Here is a 17,350-nt window from a genome sequence, read left to right on the forward strand (position 1 = left end):
TCTAGTTCACTGTAACCCACCGCAGGATAAAGAAGTTATCCGGTCTTTGGGTCAGTTCGATGTTGTTGCGCGTGCCCCAGACGAGTGGCTGGACATATAGTGGCACATAGACCTGTTCATCCTGAATGATCTGCGCAACCTCGTCCAGCATGGCCTGACGTTTACCCTCATCCAGTTCCGACTGGATGATCGGAAGCAATTCATCGACACGTGCATTCGAAAAGCCGCCAAAGTTCCAACTGCCCAGTTTCTTTTCCTCGTTGGGCGTTGCAACCAGGAATCGCACCGGGTGTTCTGCATCGAAAGTTCCCGGGCTCCAGCCGAGCAGGTACATATCGTAGTTATCTTCACGAAGTTCTGGCCAGTAGTTGCGTACAGGCATCGCATCAAGCTCCGCCTTTAACCCGATCTGAGCCAGCATGCTGACGACGGCCTGACAAACAGCTTCGTCATTCAGATAACGATCATTGGGGCATTTAAGGCCGAAGGAGAAGCCATCCGGATATCCGGCCTCTGCCAACAAAGCTTTGGCACTTTCCACGTCAAAAGCAGGGCGATCCGAGTTTGCGTTGGAATAGCCACTCATCGCTGGACTGACCAGTTGCGAGGCTGCTTCGGCATTCCCGCGCATGATGGTGGCAAGGATCGCATCGACATTCACCGCCTTTGCAACCGCCTGACGGACGCGTGCGTCCTGAAACGGATTAGGTTTGCCCGCATCGTCGGTGTATTTGAGCGTCTCTGCTTCGTGGTCAAAACCCAGCATGATCACGCGAGCTTCGATACCCTGAATGACGTCAACATCCCCATTACCTTGCAATCGCGCTACGTCCTGAATCGGCACAGGGTTGATCATGTCAACGTCGCCGGACAACAGCGCAGCGACCGCAGTGGCAGGATTCTGGATAGGGTTGAATTCCGCGCGTGTCAGGTTGGTTTCGGGTTCGCCCCACCAACCCTCGAACGGTTCAAGAACCGTGCGCAAACCCGGCTCTCGCGCAGTTACCTTGAATGCCCCGGTTCCATTAGAGTTGATCGTCGCATAGTTGCCGGTTTCCTTGTCCGGAAGTGCTGCGTCATTTGCCTCGGTCCAGCCCTGATCCATAATCATCCAGTTCGCGATCGAAGACGGGAACAAAGGGTTCGGAGCAGTGGTCATGAAGTCGACCGTGTAGTCATCTACCACTTTCACTTCGCTGATCGGTGCGAACCAGCTGCGTGTGTCTGCGACTTCGTCGGAGGCGCGCTGATAACTGAACAGGACGTCCTGCGCGTCAAACGTACTGCCATCATGAAAGGTGACACCCTCTCGCAGCTTGAAGCGCCATCCTTCACCATCCCCGATTGGTTCCCAGCTGACCGCAAGCGCCGGTTCCACGCTCATATCCTTGCCGCGACGAACCAGCCCCTCATAAACGTTGTTTAGAAACCCCAACACCGCGGCAGAGTTCACCGCATGCGGGTCCATCGTTTGCGGATCAGTAGTTGAGGCCCATTTGAATTCCGCGGACTGCGCCGCGCTGGCAAGCAACATGGTCAGGCCGATGGCACTGTTCCTGAAGATCATGGCGAAAACTCCCTGTTTATTCAGCAAGTGTTCTCGGTTTTTGTTGATTGGTAAAGAAAATCTCAATTCGAGATCACGCGCCTGTTACTGCGAAAGGAATGTTTCAGACAAATCGGTATCTGAAACGGAAAAAAGACAGGGCGCGAAATCGCGCCCTGTCTCGCAGTTCTACTATGAACTTTAGTTCAGTGTGAAGTACTTGAACTTGGCTGTATCGTCCGGTGCTACACCGGTACCAACATCCGACTTCATGCCCCAGTTCAGCACCTGATGGTGGATCGGGATGTAAAGCTGTTCATCCTGAACAACCTGCCAGATTTCGCCAATTTGCTTGTCACGTTCAGGCAGATTGGTTTCCGATGCCAGCGCTACGATCTTAGCGTCCAGGTCTGGGTTGCTATAGCGCGTACCGTTCCACGAGCCGTACTTTTCACCCTTTGTGTGAACGAGGAAGTTGAAGATGTATTCCGAGTCATAAGTCGGAACGCCCCAACCCAGCATGTAGAAGTCGGTTTCCAGGTTGTTGATCAGCGGGAAGTGCTGTGCCTTTGGTTTAGCATCCAGATTCACAGTGATCCCAATTTGCGCCAGCATGCCAACGGCTGCCTGACAGATCGCCTCATCATTGATGTAACGATCATTCGGGCAGTTCAGCGTGATCGAGAAACCGTCAGGATAGCCTGCCTCAGCCATCAGTGCCTTTGCACCTTCGATATCCGTCGAGGACGAACCGTCCATGGTCTCATCCCAGCCGTTGACGAACGGTGGTGAGATCATGCCGGCAGGTGCTGACTGGCCGCGCATCACAACCTGTTTGATTGCATCGCGGTTGATCGCTTTTGACATCGCCTGACGCACGCGCACGTCGGACAGTGGGTTCTTGCCATCGACGTTGTCAGACGACAGGTCTGCATCACCCATGTTCATACCGAAGAAGATCACGCGGTTCTGTGGTGCCGTACGAACATCCAGACCATCGGTACCCGAAACGCGCTGAAGATCTTGCACTGGTACGTCCTGAATGAAGTCCACTTCACCCGACAACAAGGCCGCAACACGGGTTGCCGCGTTCTGGATCGGTGTATAGACGATTTCAGTTACCTGCATCGGGAACTCGTCTTTACCCCAATAGTTCTCGTTTGCCGCCAGAACAGTTTTCACATCAGGCTCACGGCTGACCAGTTTGTAGGGGCCAGTGCCGTTTGCATTTTTGGCGGCATAGGTGTCTTCGCCGCCCTCATAGTCTTGAACCTTGACGGCGTTGTTTGCCTCGGCCCAGCCTTTGTCCATCATGAACATGTTGGTCAGGTTGTTGGGCATGATCGGGTTCGGACCATCGGTTTCGATTTCGACCGTGTATTTGTCGGTCGCGCGAACCTCTTTGACCGACGCCAGAAGTTCTTTGTAGTCGGAATCCGGTGTCATCGCCCGGTTCAGCGAGAACACAACGTCTTCACTGTCGAACTCGGCGCCATCGTGGAATGTGACGCCCTCACGCAGCTTGAAAACCCAGATGTTCGGATTTTCTTCCGACGGGCCCCATTCGGTGGCCAGTGCAGGAACCATGGCTCCGGTCATGTCGCGCATGACCAGCGGCTCCATGATCTGGTGTGCCAGAGCAGAAGTCGGACCTTCGTTCTGTGCGTGTGGATCAAGTGTCAGAGCATCGCCAGCACGTGCCCAGCGCAGTGTTTCTGCTGATGCGCCTGCCGCAAGCAGCGCCGTTGCACTGGCAGCAAGCATCAAATTCTTCAGGACCATTTTTAGTCTCCCCAAGTTTATTTATATGAACCGCACCACGATGCGGGTGACCGATTATTCCGGCCAACATGCGCCTGATCATCCAAATCAATCAGAAAGTTGCAACAACAGAATTTCGGGACGTGAATTGAAAGTACTGGTTTAGAAGAAGATATGAGGGCGTGAGACCAGGGGGTTGCTGTATTGGCGGGTTTGATGGTCGAGCGGCCAAAACCCAATGTCGGTGGGGTAATCGGTTTGGTATTTTTGATTTTCTGCACATGCCTGCCGGGTTGTCTGGGTGGCCTATGTCCTTCCTGATTACGTCGTCTATAACTCTGGGAGTGAGTCAACAGGCGCGATCGATGCGGCAACCAGCGATACTGATCAGAAGGGACTCCCAGGCAATTTCTTGAGACCCCGCAATCGGAGTGGTTCCCCGCCCGTTCTACCCGGGCAGGTTCTAGTAGGGGGCTTCGATGGCATTCTGCACCAAAGAAGTTTACTGGCGCATGCGCTTGTTTTGCGGATCGTATTGGGCAGAGGAATGCCTTGTGGCTTGGTAAGTTTCACCCAGCACACAGATTTCGCATTGTTCCCCCATCGCGATGGTTCCGCGCTGAATATAACCCAGCACAAGCATCTTGCCTGTTCGTGCGCCATGCGTTGCTGAGGTGATGTATCCGACGTTTTGGTTTTCCCTGAGGATTGGCTCAGAGGCCAGCGGCCACGGAGAAGGAGTGGTGACTTCCAGTCCAACCCATTCCCATTCGGCAGCGCTGTTTTGTTGATTTAACAGTGCGGATTTTCCCTGAAAGTCGCCCTTGTCAGGCCTGGCGAAAGCACTCAGGCCTGCATCGAACAACGTGTATTCAGTGCCAAAATCCGAACCCCACCCATGATATCCTTTTTCGATCCGCATCGAGTTCAACGCGTAAGATCCAAATTGGGTAACCCCGAATTTCGCGCCTTCGGACATGATCGATTGATAGAGCGCAGGCAGATCAGAGCTCGCGACATGCAGCTCCCACCCAAGTTCTCCGACATATGAAACTCGCATCGCGACGACATCGATGCCGGCGATCTGTATTTCCGCGACAGACATCCACGGTGCCGCCTCAGCCGAAAGATCTGCATCAGTCAGTTGAGCCAGAAGATCCCTAGATTTTGGTCCCATGACCATCAGCGCACCGTCTTTTGCATGGCCGGACGAAAGGGTAACGCCGTGTTTTGGCAACATCGCACTCAACCAGTCGAAATCCCGAAGGCTTGCGAGCGTTGGGCCACACAGCAGGAAGCGGTCATTGGATAACCGGGCGATGGTCGCCTCAGACCAGATGCGCCCTTTTGGTGTGAGCATATAGCTGAGTTTTATGCGACCTGGCTTGGGTATCGTTCCGCAAAATACACGGTCCAGATAGGCCTCGGCACCTGGGCCTTCTACAGTGAACTTGGTGAAACCACCATGATCCATCACACCCACGGATTCGGCGACTGTCAGGCATTCTTGGCGAACGGCGGCGTGCCACGGTTCCTCGTGAAAACTCAGCTTGCCGGTATCGGGACATTCGTTTGTTTCAAACCAGAATGCGCGCTCCCAACCAGCGATCTGGCCCATGATCGCACCTGATGATTTCAGTTGTTCGTACAGGGGCGTCCTTTGCACTGGTCGTCCCGAGGTCATGTTTCGATGCGGGTAGGGGATCGCATATTGCAGATCATAATGCTCAGAAGCGCGCGCATGGGCGTAGTCGGGTGTCGCCCAGTCACCAAAGCGGCGGGGGTCCCACGCGGCAAGGTCCCATTCCGTTTCACCTTCGGTAATCCACTCGGCCATTGCCTTGCCGATGGCCGCTGAGTGCGTAATGCCGATCTGAACGCCCGTCGCATGGTGGAAATTGGGCGCCCCTGCTGCAGGACCGACAAGGGGCAAAGCATCTGGTGCATAGGCAATAGGTCCGTTGACAAAGCGCTGGGCACCCGCCTCAGCCAGCAGCGGAACATGGACAATCGTGTCTTCCAGCACCTCAAGAATGTCTTCGACACTATCCGGAAACAACTGATGGGCAAAATCATCAGGGGGACCGTCTTCAGGCCATGCAGGGCGACCGGCATGAGCATAGGATCCCAACAGGAACGCATTCCGCTCACGCCGCAGATAGAAACGGATGTCAGGGTCTCGCACCAACGGGAACAGTTCAGGATGCTCTTCCAGCGCTGCCAGAGGTTCAGTGACCAGATACTGGTGTTCCAACGTAATCACTGGTGTTTTCAACCCTGCCATCTCTGCGATTTTTGCACCGTAAAATCCTGCAGCGTTGATGACGATTTCGGCGGTAATTTCGTCATTGGCTGTTGAGACTATCCATTCGCCATTTGGCTTGCGGGCAATACTGGTGACCGGTGAAAACCGCCGAACTTCAGCACCCAGTTCTCGCGCGCCCTTGGCCAACGCCTGTGTAAGCTGGCTGGGATCAATGTCACCTTCATAGGGATCCATGATACCACCCAACACAGTGTCATCAGGCGACCAGAACGGATGCATCGCGTCCATCTCGGAAGGGCCCAGCCGATGCAGATCAAACCCTGCGCTGCGGGCGATGCCTTCGATATGACCGAAGAGTTCCATCCGCTCTTTTGTGTGGGCAGGCCAAAAGGCGCCGGTATGCCGATAGGTAATCGGGCTATCGACCTTCTCGGCCAGATCTTTGTACATCTGCCAACCATAGTTTCCGGCCCTCATTCCAAGCCACGAGGTTGCGTAGGTCGGAATGTTGCCCGCAGCGTGCCACGTTGAGCCGCTGGTCAGTTCGTCCCGTTCCAGCAGAAGAGTATCTGTCACCCCGGCCAAAGCCAGATGATAGAGGATCGAGCAACCGACAGCTCCACCACCGATGACAACAACGCGCTTATGTGAATTCATGAACGATCCTATGATAGTTTGATGTCAAAGGCGGCTCGAATGGCCGCTTCGCGATCCGGCGGCAGGTGATCGGGTGGTTCATCCGTCAGCTGGGCAACTTTTTCTCGGGCGCGATCTACAAGATCAGGGCTGCCCGCATCTTGCCAATCCTGTACACTCTTCCGATCCGCAAGCGATGGGTAGACGTACTCACTTTTCATCCGAGCAAGGGTCTGGGCCTCGCCCAGAAAATGCCCCGGTCCACATGCGACGGCTTCAATCATCTCAAGATCAAGCGCGTCGTCCGTCAGCTCCACTCCACGAACTGATCGCAGGATGGCGCCACACATGTCATCGTCAATCACTAATGCCTCGGGTGAGGCCACCATCAGTGAACCCAACATACCAACGCTGAGGTTGATCATGTCAGCGCCCGCCTGAGCAGCCAGAGCCACGGTGTATCCCTTTTCGTATCCGGCCTGAGCATCCGGTACCTTGGAATCCGTCATGCCTGCAGAAACGGTTGAGGGCAGGCCAAGGTTCAGCAGCAACTGAGCAGCGGCAGCATTGGCAACAGCGGCTTCTCCGCTACCACCGGTCATCGCGCCGGTGCGCAAATCACTGATAAAGGGCATGAATGCGAGAATGGTTGGAAACCCGGGCTTGAGAACATTTGCAATTACAAGCCCGGCCAAAGCCTCTGCCAGTCCTTGCGCCAGAGCACCTGCGAGTGTCACAGGGCTGGTCGCACCTGCTTGTGCTGCCGTACAGATCTGCAGTGGCATACCCGCATCTATAGCGGCCTTCATGATCTCAAGACCTTCTTGCGCAAATCGCAAAGGCGAGACCGCATGGACAATTACGCCCATGCAAAACGGTTGCCGCCTGAACGCATCATCCTGTCCCAGCGCCATATCGAACATAGCGGCTATGCTCTGCACATGGGTGGCGTTGTCAAAACTTATACCGATGGGTTTTGGGCATGCTTTGAGGCAGGCAAAGCCGGTATTTAGGTCAAGTTCCCAGGGCGAAGGCATATCTCTGGCTACGATCGGACGAACGCCATAGTGGATGTTTTCCGCGCGACCAACGATCTGCATGAGCTGATAGAGGTCAGCGAGTTTGGCTTCGCGAAATCCACCAGCTTGATCCGGAACTTCGACGGCAGCACCGCCGGTGCCGATATGTACGCTTCCTCCGCCGACGGTCAGACCAAAATCTTCGACAAACCCCGGAATGCTCACCCGGCGCGCCGCCTTCGAAATTATGTCGTCCACCATGGTTTTGGGAAAACAAATCCGGCCATCGTCACGTAGGTCGGCTCCGGCTTCAACCGCGAGGGCGGTGATATCGGCCGGGCAATCTGCCATTCCAATCTTCTCAAGTATCGAAAACGCAGCTTCGGTGATCTCAGCAAGTCGTCTGGGACCAAGAGGTTGAAATCGCCCTCCCTGAGGCGGAGGCGTTACCTGCAGTTTTAGCGGTTCCTGAATAACCCTTTTCCGTCTGGCCAATATCGGGCTCCAAACTTGCTGTTCTCTGCTCAGGGAATGCGGTGCGAGGCGCAGATGCTATAGACAAAACGACATCTTTGGCGTCGTTTTCTGCAGGCAGTTATCGGTCATAGTCGATCTAAGCTGATTACAATTCAAAGGAGTAGGGGTGGCGATGCACGTATTTCGAAGCATGATCCTGGATGCACCGGTTGATCAGGTCTGGTCTGCTGTCCGGGCATTTGACGGTGTTTCGGGTTGGAACCCGGCCGTTACGAGCGCACGAATGGAAACAGGTTCAGCAACCTCACCGGGCAGTATCAGGCATTTGGACATAGTGGATGGGACGGTGTTTCGCGAAACACTTCTTGAGATTTCCGATGTCGAACATTTCTACACCTACGATATCATCGACAGTCCTTTGCCGGTTCGAAATTACGTCTCAACCCATCGGTTTGTGCCAATCACGCATACGGATCAGACCTTAGGCATCTGGGAAAGTCGCTTCGACTGCGACATGGAACTGGAAAACGAGATGGCGGCGATCGTAGGGGAACAGATCTACATCGGCGGCATGACTGGGTTGAACGAATTTCTGAAAGGGAACTGAGATGGCTGACACTCTCGCACCCCGTGCTGTGATCGGTGTAATGACACCAGCAATGAACACAGTCGTGCAACCTGAACTGGAGTTGTTGAGGCCAGAAGGCGTGACCAATCAGATGCAGCGCTTTCGATTGGGCGGTGACAATGTCTCGGACGACCTGATCGAAGAAGCTGAGAAGCTGATGGATTGCAATCCTGCTGCGTTGTGCATCGGCTTGACCACGGATGCAGGCCCCGGTGGTGTTGAGAGATTGGCGCGCCGCTGCACCGAATTAGAGGAGGCGGTGGGTGTACCGGTGCTGAATGCTTCAGCTGCGGATCATGCGGCGCTGCGAGCACTGGGGGCCAGAAAAGTTGCGGTTGTGACTCCATTCAATGCCGAAATCGACCAGCACGTTAAAGCAAATACCGAAGCCGCGGGATTTGATGTCGTTGCGATCAAGGGAACCTGCGCACCAAGCTTACCCGAGATATGCGAAACATCGCTTGACGATATCCGGGCGGTGTTTCGCGAGGTCGGAGCGGCGGAATGCGATGCTGTTTTGCAGGTTGGGACCGCTTTGCCGGTTGTGTCCTTGATTGGTGAGCTCGAGGCAGAACTGGGCAAGCCCATTGTTGCTTGCAACGCCGCCGTCTATTGGCAAACCTTGCGTGCGATTGGCATCAAAGATTCAGTAACTGGTTACGGCACTCTTCTGACGATCTGACCTTCGTTGTTCAGGTCTGAAGGGGCCTTAACACGAAACGACTGACGTCATTATGAAATCCAAAACATTATTGGTGATTTTGCGCATGGGGGTCGTCATCAAGACGCTTCGAAAAGCGCTGCCCTCGATGGTCTCGATTATCAGTTGCGATGTCTGGTTTGGGTCAGGGAGCTGTCGGAAATCATGTTCTGAAATACCGCGTTCAAGCAGATTTGTGAGTGCTCCGACAAGTTCGTTTCGGTTCTCCAGAAATAGCCGCCCAATATCCGGCTGGCGTATTGCTTCGCTGGCGATTTCCAGACTCAGAATGACGTTCTCTGGGGCAGCCAGGTATTTGGCGTAAGCCTTTATGAATTTGTTCAGAACGCGCGGGGCAGCAGATCGCTCTGCGAGAATTTTGAGAAACGGCTCCATCTCCTGTCGTTCCAGTGCCGCGATCTCAACCAGAACATCGTGCTTGCCGGGGAAGTGATTATAGAGGTTTCCCAAGCTAACGCCGGCCCGAGCGGCGATGTCGCGAACACCAGTCTGGTGATATCCGCGCTCAAGGAAGCACATCACCGCTGCTTCCAGTATCTGGTTGCGCCGTTTGGCGGTGGCTTTGTCACGTTTGGTGGATTGTTTGCTTTGGCTCTCGGTCATTTTTTATGTCACATATTGAACGAACGATCGTTCATAGTATATAGCGAAAAACCAGCCTATGCAAGTTGGCTCACTGATTCTGATCGCAATTGAAAGGCTTCGAACATGCCTGAAGAACCTAATGCAAAAAGCGGAACGCACTGGCGCCGATGGTTATGGATCGGCCTCTCGTTGTCGCTTCTGATTGCCGTGGTGCTTTTGGTGTTCGAAACCGAAGACACAATTGATGTTCAAAAAACGGATACGCCACCACCCCCACCCATGGTTTCGGTGGTCTCAGTGTCCGCGCAAGCTGTTCAGGCAGAGATTTCAACTTTTGCGGAGGTCCGGCCGCGGTGGGATGCCGAGCTTCGCTCTGCGGTGACCGGGCGTATTACTGCCGTGCACGATGGCGCGCTTGCCGGATCAAGGGTCGCTTTGGGTGATCCGTTGTTTTCTGTCGAAAAGGCGCAGTATGAAAGCGCAGTTGCTGCAGCCGAAATGGAGTTGGAGCAGGCGCAATTGGCTTTGTTGCGGGCACAAAACGACGTTACTGTCGCGCGCCGCCAATTCGAGCGGGATGAAAAAGAACCTCCGACGGAACTTGCCATTCGTTTGCCGCAACTGCGCATTGCGGAAAAGACCGTAGCCTCGGCGAAATCAAGACTGAATGCAGCGCAGCGCGATCTGGCAGATACCGAGGTAAGCGCGCCGTTTTCCGGTTTTGTCACCAGGCGAGCTGCCAGCCTCGGGCAAACTGTTAGTCCGGGCGATCCTTTGGTGCGATTGTCCGACGATCGCCAGTTTGAGTTGGTCGCAGAATTCAATCAGGACGACTGGGCGTTGCTACAGCATCCAATTTCCGGATCTCTGGCCACTCTTACGCTTCGCAACGGTGACCGGATCGGGCAGGCGCGTATCCGTCGGGGCGGGGGATTTCTGAATCAGGAAACACGTCAGATGCGAGTGTTTCTGGAGGTTTCCGAGCCGGATGAGCGGGTGCTTGCAGGTGACTTTGTGCGGGTATCCATTCCCGGAAGAACGATTTCTAACACACTGACCTTTCCCGAAAGCTCATTGACCCGCGCAGGTTATGTTTGGGTGGTTGATGGCGGCAATCTGTTGCAACGGATCAAGCCGCATATTCTGTTCCGTGCTGATAATGCAGTGACAATTACTGCGCCCGAAGGGCAGGGCCCCTGGCACATCGCGAAAACTCCGCTTGCGTCGTTTTTGCCGGGTCAGCGCGTCACCTCTCGCGTTGATGAGGGTTAAACCATGCACGCCCTGACATCCTGGTTCATTCGCAATCCGGTCGCCGCCAACCTGCTGATGGCGCTGATCCTGTTTCTTGGTGTGCAGACCCTGATGAATATCCGCATCGAAGGGTTCCCGCGTATTCCACCTGAAAGCGTCACGATCTCGATCGAGTATCCAGATTCCACTGCCGAGCAGGTGGATGAACTCATTACCCAGAAGGTCGAGCAAGCGCTTGAAGGTCTGGAAGGTGTGCGCAGTATCTCATCACGTTCGCAAAACGGTCTTAGCACGATCTCAGTGCGCAGGGCCGGAGGTGAGAAACTGCAGGCAGTTCTGGATCGGGTGCGTATTCGCATCGACGGCCTGACGGACCTGCCAGACAAAGCGCGCCGCCCAGTGATTGAGGCGTCGGGATATGACTTTCCTGCGCTTTACGTAAACCTGCATGGCGACGCAGATCCGGCCACATTGCAGACCTTGGCACAACGGCTCAAGGAAGACCTGCTGGCCCAGCCAGAGTTGTCACGCCTGAACATCTGGGGGCTGATACCGCGTGAGTTGCGTATCGAGATAGACCCCGAGCGTTTGCGCCAATATGGGCTGACTGTTTCAGATATCACCCGCGCCATTCGGGGAAACTCACTGACCTTTCAGGCGGGGCAATTGCGCACCGAAGGTGGCACCATCTTTCTGCGCGCTGACGACCGGGCAAAATATGCACCTGAATATGCTGAGTTGCCGGTTATCGAACGGGATGACGGGTCATTTGTACCGCTCGGTGATCTCGCAACAATTGAAGATGGCTTTCTGGATGGAGAGTTTCTGTTCCGCCTGAACGGCAATCCAACCGTCGGCATGGAAGTTCTGATCGGGCAGAAGGAAAACTTGCTCGAGATCAGCCGCGTCGTCCGCGACACGGTTGATGATTTCAGTCACCAGTTGCCCCCGCAGATTCAGGCTGAAATATGGGGCGACAGTGCGGGATACATCTCGGATCGCCTCGAGCTATTGCGATCGAACGGGGTGCAGGGCTTGATCCTTGTGACGCTGATGCTGTCGGTCTTTTTGAATGTACGGCTGGCGTTTTGGGTGGCTATGGGGATCCCGATCTCAGTCATGGGGGCAATCGCGGTCTCTGGCTCGAGATGGATCGATTATTCCCTGAATGATGTGACGACCTTTGGTCTTATCATTGCGTTGGGCATTCTGGTAGATGACGCCGTTGTTGTCGGCGAGAGCGTCTTTGAAGAGCGAAGTAAGGAAAAAGACCCGATCAAAGGCACCGAACGCGGCGTGAACCGGGTTGCTGTTGCAACGGTTTTCGGCGTGCTCACAACCATCGCGGCGTTTTTCCCCATGTTGCTGATCGATAACCCGCTGGGCAAAGTGCTGGCTGGTTTCTCCGGCATCGTGATCCTGACGCTGATCTTTTCACTGATCGAAAGTAAGTTCATCTTGCCCGCCCATCTGGCGCATGTTCCGTTGGGGCAGGAGCGTCGGTATTTGCTGACCCGGATCTGGGGGCGAATTCAGGATGCAGCTCAGGGCGGCTTGATTTGGTTCCGCGACCATATTTATCAACCGGTCTTGGTCGCCTCGGTACGGCAACGTTACGCAGTTCTAGTCCTGTTCATTGCGGCGGCGATGCTAGGTTTGGGGCTGATGTACAAAGGGAAGGTCAAAACCGTCTTCTTCCCCGATGTTCCTGGGCAGATAATCACTATTAACCTCGAAATGGATGCGCGTGCGCCCTTCGCTCTGACACGTGAAAACGTTGATCGGATCGAAGCAGTTTGTGAGGAACTGAACGCTGAACTCGCAGCAAATACCGGCATGGTATCGCCCCCGATCCAGACCATTTTTACCATTATCAATAGCGCAGGCAGCGCCCAGATTTTTGCCGAAATGTTGCCCGTGGCTGAACGGCCTCAAGTACCAATCCTGGATGTCGTCCGAGAATGGCGTGAACGTGTGGTAGAAGTCGAAGGGGCGACCGAGCTTGAATTTACAGGATCGGAGGAACTCGCTGGTGGCTTCCGTATCCGGCTGATGTCCAAAGACGAGGATCTGTTGCGTCTGGCCAGCGAAGAAATGCAGGAATTTCTGGCTGATATCGAAGGTGTCAGCAACATCCGCGATGGTTTGGTCGGTGGACAACCCGAACTCAAGCTGAGCCTGCGTCCGGATGCGCGTAGCTTAGGGTTCAATGCTGAAACTCTGGCCAGCCAGATCGGTTTTGGATTTGGCGGTGCCGAAGTGACTAAACTACGCCGTGACGGTTCAGAGGTGAGAGTTGTCGTTCAGAACGGGCGTACCAATCGGGACACAATCGAAGACCTGATGCAGACAAGGTTGCGTAGCACCAATGGTGCATGGGTTCCGCTGGAAACTGTGGCCGATGTGCAGGGTAGCTATGTTTCGGGAACGATTCAGCGTCGCGACGGGCGGCGCATGAACGTCGTTGCAGCCTCGATTGACCGGGACCTTGTGGCTCCGGAAGAGGTTGCTCAGGCTGTTTTTGAACAGCTTGTGCCGGAATTGACGGCCAAGTACCCGAGCTTAAAGGTCTTGCCCGCGGGCGAGCTGGAAGAAATGGGAGATATCAGCGGTGGCCTGAAACGGGCGCTTCTGCTTGCGGCAGTCCTGATCTATGTACTGATGGCCGTGCCGCTGAAAAGCTATTGGCAGCCATTTGTCATCCTGGCCATCGTTCCATTTGGCTTCATCTCGGCAGCTGTCGGACACATGATTATGGGTGTGTCCCTGTCGCTCTTTTCCTTCTTCGGAATGCTCGCACTGACCGGTGTGGTCGTGAACGACAGTCTGGTGATGATAACCCGCTACAATCAGGCGCGCGACGAAGGTGACACCGTCGACCGTGCCATTCACAGCGCAGGTATCGGTCGCTTCAAAGCTATCTTTCTGACCACTGCAACGACGGTGATCGGCTTGCTGCCGTTACTGACCGAGACGTCAGAACAGGCGCAATATCTGATCCCTGCGGCTGTATCGCTTGCGTTCGGAGAACTATTCGGCACGGCCTTGATGCTGATCCTCGTGCCGGTGCTGATCGCGATCTCAGAAGACTTCATCGCGCTCTTCCGCAAGACCCCTTCTCAATCCTATCAACAGAGGTCCACAACATGACACGTTCTATTTTCTATTCTGTACTCGCGACGCTTGCGTTTTCTGCCCCAGCCTTGGCGGATGGCATTGCGCTAACGGTTGAAGGCGTCCGCAACGCTAATGGAAAGCTGCTGATCATCGTGTTTGACGACGCCAATGCTTTCGACACACTGGATATGACCAAAGCCGTTGACTATGCCGAGGTTCCGGCAAAGCAAGGCGTGGTGCAGCACGAATTCAAAGCGCTGAACAAAGGTCCGTATGCAGTGCTGGCGCTGCATGATGAAAACGGCGACCAGAACCTGAACATGGAAGGTGAGCGGTTGCTGGAAGGGATCGGCGCATCCGGAGTGCCAACACCAGAGTTTGACACCGATTTCGCGGCGGCCTCGGTCATGCCGGGGAATGTCAGCATCAGCCTCTACTACGACAAGTAAACTGCAATGCTGAACGGGCAGACCTTTTCGATCGGTACGCTGCTGCGTGTTTTCCGCTGGCAGGTCGGATTGACCTGGCTCTTGATCCTGTCCGAGACAGGGATCACCGTATTGATCCCGCTCTTCATCGGGTTTGCAATTGATGGGCTCTTGGCCGGGGAAACCTGTGCCTTGGCCCAGTTGGCCGCGCTGCTATTCGTGCTAATCGTGCTGAGCGTGATCCGGCGTATCTACGATACACGCGTTTACGGCACTATGCGGGTTGAGATTGGCAAAGCGCAGGTCGCACGGTCACGCGATTTGCCTGTGTCAAAGCTGAATGCGCGTCTCGGAATGGGCCGCGAGTTGGCCGATTTTCTGGAAGGCGTTTTGCCCGAGGCAATCGCTGGCACCGTACAGTTCGTTGCTGCGATTGTGTTGCTGTATCTGTTTTCGCCCACTTTGGCATTGGCGGCAGCGGTGGTGCTGATTGGGATGGTCCTTATCTACTCTCTGTTCCACAGCGGCTTCTATCGTTGGAACGGGGCGCTCAACCATCAGAGTGAGCAGCAGGTCAGGATACTCGAAACACGGCGCGACCGACCTGTTCTTCTACATCTGCTGAGACTGCGCCGTTACGAAGTTGCCCTGTCGGATGTCGAGGCGGTGCTATACGGCGCGATCTTTATACTGCTTCTGGGAATGCTGCTGTTTAACCTGTGGTTTGCGACCACTCAGCTTGGAGTAACAGCGGGGGCTATCTTTTCTATCGTCAGCTATTCTTGGGAATTCACAGAGGCGGCATTGGCATTGCCGATCACACTGCAGTCATGGTCGCGTTTGTCGGAAATTACGAAACGTCTGGCGAGTAACTAGCGTTCCGCATTCGAACTTGAGGCAGCATGGTATCTGACCTGTTAACTTCCGACCGGTGTATCCGATACCAGACGCATACCCAGATGAGCAGGAGGCGAGCCAACAGCGCAGCCACCTCGGGCGGGGTCGCGAACAAGGAATGGCACGGCGGCCAGATGTTCGCCGCCGACGAAAAAGGCCGGACAGCGATCAGGATCGGCTTCTGTCCCTGAGTAGCATTCCTGCGTCCATTCCCAGACGCTACCATCCAGATCAACGACACCTTCGGGCGAGGTTGAAAAGCTGCCCTGTGGCTTCAAAGCTCTGGGTGTGAGGCCTTCATTGAGGTAGCTTGAGGCCCAAGTCAGCGATGGGTCGGTAAAGATAGGATCCGGTTCTTCTGGCAGGACCGTTTGGGCCATATGTTCCCACTCGGCGGTTGTGGGCAGTCGGAAATCGTGTCGCGTAGCTTCGTTAAACCAGCGAAGATATTCGGAAACGTCAACAAAGCTGAGACCGGTTGCTGGCGTTGTATCGGGTGTGAACCCATTGCGAGTCCGCAATTTCAGGGTGCAACCGCCATCGGCATGGCACAAGTTCCATTCTGCAACTGTCACCTCGTGGCGCTGTACATAAAGCTGTTCACCATCTGGCAGAGGAATCGGTCTTTCAGCCATTTCTGGCAGTGGTTGAGATGCGGGAAGAGGGGTGTTCAGCAAGAACACCCCTCCGGCCAGAGCCGCCGCCACTGCTGCACCAACCCCGACGATGACGATCGGTTGGGTGAATTTATGTGTGGCGACGGTTTTCATGATTGTTTGGTTCCCGAAATCAGGTTGCAAATGGGCGGGGTGCTACAACCTGTTCCATCAGGTTATTGTCCCACTCTCCTTCAACGATGAAGTGCGCGGTAGCTCCAAGAAGTGCAGCTTCGATCAGATTGTGGTTCACATAGGCATAAACGCCGGGCTGTTCGAACGTGTACATCGCAGCCGCTGCACACCCTCCGCGAACGAACCAAGTTTCGACACCGGTCAGAGGATCATCGCTGAACGAAGTTTCCCAGACATAGTTGCCGTGACCACCAATCAGGTGCGGACGGGTGTCACGGTTTGCCTGGTTGTGGATCATCAGAACCGTCTCGCCCACATTGAACTTGAGCGCATTTTCACCAGTCAAAGCACCAACCGCACCATTAAAGACCGAATGGGTCGGTGTCAGAGTACGCATCGCATCCAAGCTGTCGGCGTAATCATCCCCTGCAACTTCGTAGGTTTTAAACTCGCCGTTTTCATCTTTGGGCAGGTAGTAATCCTGCTCACCGATATAGGCAATCTTGTCGTATTTCAGCGGGTTACCGTCCTTGTCCTTCAGGCCATCGCGTGGCAATACCATCACCGCACCATTCATGCCGTGAGTGACGTGATACGGGATCATCGCTCCGCCTGGCGCACAGTGATAGGTGAAGCAACCAGGTTTGGTCGCCTTCCAGCGCAGAACAGTCTCTTCGCCCGGATAGACGTGGGTCAGGCCACCGCCGCCCAAGGCACCAGTCGAAGCATGGAAGTCGATATTATGCTCCATCACACTGTCTTCGGGGTTGCGCAGCGTCAACTCGATCATGTCGCCTTCGTGGCAGATGATCAGCGGGCCTGGGACTGAACCATTGTAGGTTAGTGCCCAGACAGACGCGCCGGTATCCTCGTCAACGACCATAAGACGTTCGGTTGTCTCCATGGTGATTTCGATGATCTTTGGTCCGCCTGTCGCTACCTGCTCGTGCTCTGGTGCAAAGGGTGGTGCAACGAGTTCCTGTTTAACACGGGTATAGCCAGACAAATCCGCCGGTTTGGCTGTGCTGTCAGCCGTTTGTTCACCCGCAACTTTGTAGAGTTTTGCCGAGGTTGCATCTGCCTTGAGCGGCATTGGTGTACGACGAGCTGCCATGGCACCTGCACCGGTCATTGCTGCAGCGCCTGCCAGAACCGATCCTCGCAACACATTGCGGCGGCTGGTTTTCATAAGGCCGGGGTTGATGAACTTGGTCATGGTATCCT

At 54.9% G+C, this 17,350-nt stretch carries 13 protein-coding genes; 6 read left to right on the plus strand and 7 right to left on the minus strand.

Annotation, left to right across the window (positions count from 1 at the left end; translation table 11 throughout):
* Window position 1: 1 nt before the first annotated feature.
* From ACR0CW_RS15730 to ACR0CW_RS15745, 4 genes are all read right to left on the minus strand, one after another.
* A complete protein-coding gene (locus ACR0CW_RS15730; RefSeq protein WP_480788526.1) occupies window positions 2-1,567 on the minus strand; it encodes an ABC transporter substrate-binding protein in 1,566 nt (521 codons plus the stop codon).
* Between the two features lie 180 nt (window positions 1,568-1,747).
* Window positions 1,748-3,328 (minus strand): ABC transporter substrate-binding protein, encoded by a 1,581-nt coding sequence (locus ACR0CW_RS15735; RefSeq protein WP_480788527.1) that lies wholly within the window; start codon window positions 3,326-3,328, stop codon window positions 1,748-1,750.
* Window positions 3,329-3,809: 481 nt separating this feature from the next.
* Window positions 3,810-6,230 carry a GcvT family protein gene (locus tag ACR0CW_RS15740; RefSeq protein ID WP_480788528.1) on the minus strand — a complete coding sequence of 807 codons (2,421 nt, stop codon included), beginning with the start codon at window positions 6,228-6,230 and terminating at the stop codon, window positions 3,810-3,812.
* 8 nt (window positions 6,231-6,238) lie between these two features.
* Window positions 6,239-7,723 (minus strand): trimethylamine methyltransferase family protein, encoded by a 1,485-nt coding sequence (locus tag ACR0CW_RS15745; protein ID WP_480788529.1) that lies wholly within the window; start codon window positions 7,721-7,723, stop codon window positions 6,239-6,241.
* 154 nt (window positions 7,724-7,877) lie between these two features.
* Between ACR0CW_RS15745 and ACR0CW_RS15750 the strand changes: the two genes are divergently transcribed.
* Window positions 7,878-8,312 carry an SRPBCC family protein gene (locus ACR0CW_RS15750; RefSeq protein WP_480788530.1) on the plus strand — a complete coding sequence of 145 codons (435 nt, stop codon included), beginning with the start codon at window positions 7,878-7,880 and terminating at the stop codon, window positions 8,310-8,312.
* 1 nt (window position 8,313) lies between these two features.
* Window positions 8,314-9,015, plus strand: coding sequence for a maleate cis-trans isomerase family protein (locus ACR0CW_RS15755; protein ID WP_480788531.1), 702 nt, complete (start codon window positions 8,314-8,316; stop codon window positions 9,013-9,015).
* Window positions 9,016-9,042: 27 nt separating this feature from the next.
* Here ACR0CW_RS15755 and ACR0CW_RS15760 read toward each other — a convergent pair whose 3' ends face one another.
* Entirely contained in the window at window positions 9,043-9,657 is a 615-nt protein-coding gene (locus ACR0CW_RS15760; protein WP_480788532.1) for a TetR/AcrR family transcriptional regulator, read from the minus strand.
* A 105-nt stretch (window positions 9,658-9,762) separates the two neighbouring features.
* Between ACR0CW_RS15760 and ACR0CW_RS15765 the strand changes: the two genes are divergently transcribed.
* The 4 genes from ACR0CW_RS15765 to ACR0CW_RS15780 are packed head-to-tail and all read left to right on the plus strand — an operon-like array spanning window position 9,763 to window position 15,314.
* Complete coding sequence (locus tag ACR0CW_RS15765) at window positions 9,763-10,911, plus strand: efflux RND transporter periplasmic adaptor subunit (RefSeq protein ID WP_480788533.1); 1,149 nt, start codon at window positions 9,763-9,765, stop codon at window positions 10,909-10,911.
* A 3-nt stretch (window positions 10,912-10,914) separates the two neighbouring features.
* On the plus strand, window positions 10,915-14,043 hold the full coding sequence (locus ACR0CW_RS15770) for an efflux RND transporter permease subunit (RefSeq protein WP_480788534.1): 3,129 nt from the start codon (window positions 10,915-10,917) through the stop codon (window positions 14,041-14,043).
* On the plus strand, window positions 14,040-14,459 hold the full coding sequence (locus ACR0CW_RS15775; protein WP_480788535.1) for a DUF2141 domain-containing protein: 420 nt from the start codon (window positions 14,040-14,042) through the stop codon (window positions 14,457-14,459). The genes ACR0CW_RS15770 and ACR0CW_RS15775 overlap by 4 nt, the downstream gene beginning before the upstream one ends.
* A 6-nt stretch (window positions 14,460-14,465) precedes the next feature.
* Window positions 14,466-15,314 (plus strand): ABC transporter six-transmembrane domain-containing protein, encoded by an 849-nt coding sequence (locus ACR0CW_RS15780; RefSeq protein WP_480788536.1) that lies wholly within the window; start codon window positions 14,466-14,468, stop codon window positions 15,312-15,314.
* 41 nt (window positions 15,315-15,355) lie between these two features.
* On the opposite strand, the gene ACR0CW_RS15785 is transcribed toward ACR0CW_RS15780, so the two are convergent.
* Window positions 15,356-16,105, minus strand: a complete 750-nt coding sequence (locus tag ACR0CW_RS15785; RefSeq protein WP_480788537.1) for a formylglycine-generating enzyme family protein — start codon at window positions 16,103-16,105, stop codon at window positions 15,356-15,358.
* 19 nt (window positions 16,106-16,124) lie between these two features.
* Complete coding sequence (nirK, locus tag ACR0CW_RS15790; protein ID WP_155147955.1) at window positions 16,125-17,342, minus strand: copper-containing nitrite reductase; 1,218 nt, start codon at window positions 17,340-17,342, stop codon at window positions 16,125-16,127.
* Window positions 17,343-17,350: the final 8 nt, after the last annotated feature.

The sequence above is a fragment of the Ruegeria sp. CH6 genome (assembly GCF_056537005.1).